At 69.1% G+C, this 771-nt stretch carries 1 pseudogene; it reads right to left on the bottom strand.

Annotated features, from left to right (window positions below):
* Window positions 1-771, bottom strand: a pseudogene (locus A5688_RS09860) (DUF222 domain-containing protein); the annotation flags it as partial.

Raw genomic sequence — 771 nt, 5'->3', positions numbered from 1 at the left:
TTCCGCGAGGAGTTTCTCGGGGTGGTGGAAGGTGTTGGTGCGGGGTTGGCCGCGGTCGAGGTGTGGTGGTGGGATCCATTCGGTGTCGCCGTTGGCGCGTTTTCGGGTGGTCCAGCCGTTGTCGAGGAGTCGGTGGTGGGGTCGGCAGGCCAGGGTGAGTTGGTCGATGTCGGTGCGGTAGGTGTTGGCCCAGTCTTCGACGTGGTGGACCTCGCAGTAGTAGCCCGCCACATCGCAGCCCGGTGCGGTGCAGCCGCGGTCCTTGGCGTACAGGACGATTCGTTGCCCGGGTGAGGCCAGGCGTTTGGCGTGATACAGCGCCAGCGGTTTGCCCTTGTCGAAGATCGCCAGATAGTGATGGGCGTGGCGGGCCAGCCGGATCACGTCCGACATCGGCAGCAGGGTGCCCCCGCCGGTCAACCCGGTGCCGGTGGTGCGTTCGAGTTCGGCGAGCGTGGTGGTCACCACGATCGAGGCCGGTAGCCCGTTGTGCTGGCCCAACTGTCCGCTGGCCAGGATGGCGCGCAGCGCGGCGTTGAGCCCGTCATGGTTGCGTTGGGCGGCACTGCGGGTGTCGCGCTGCACCGCCTGCTCAGAGGGGGCGCCGTCCACGACCGGGGTGTCCTCGTCGGGGTTGGCATGCCCGGGGCGGCCAGCTTGGCCAGCACCGCCTCCCAGCTGGCCCTGGCTTCTGGTGTCAGCCATCCACGCACACGTGACATGCCGTCGGCCTGCTGGTTGCCCAGCACCAGCCCGCGCACCCGCGCCCGG

It is taken from the genome of Mycobacterium mantenii, assembly GCF_001667865.1.
Lineage (GTDB): Bacteria > Actinomycetota > Actinomycetes > Mycobacteriales > Mycobacteriaceae > Mycobacterium > Mycobacterium mantenii_A.
This window is presented reverse-complemented; position numbering and strand designations above follow the sequence as displayed.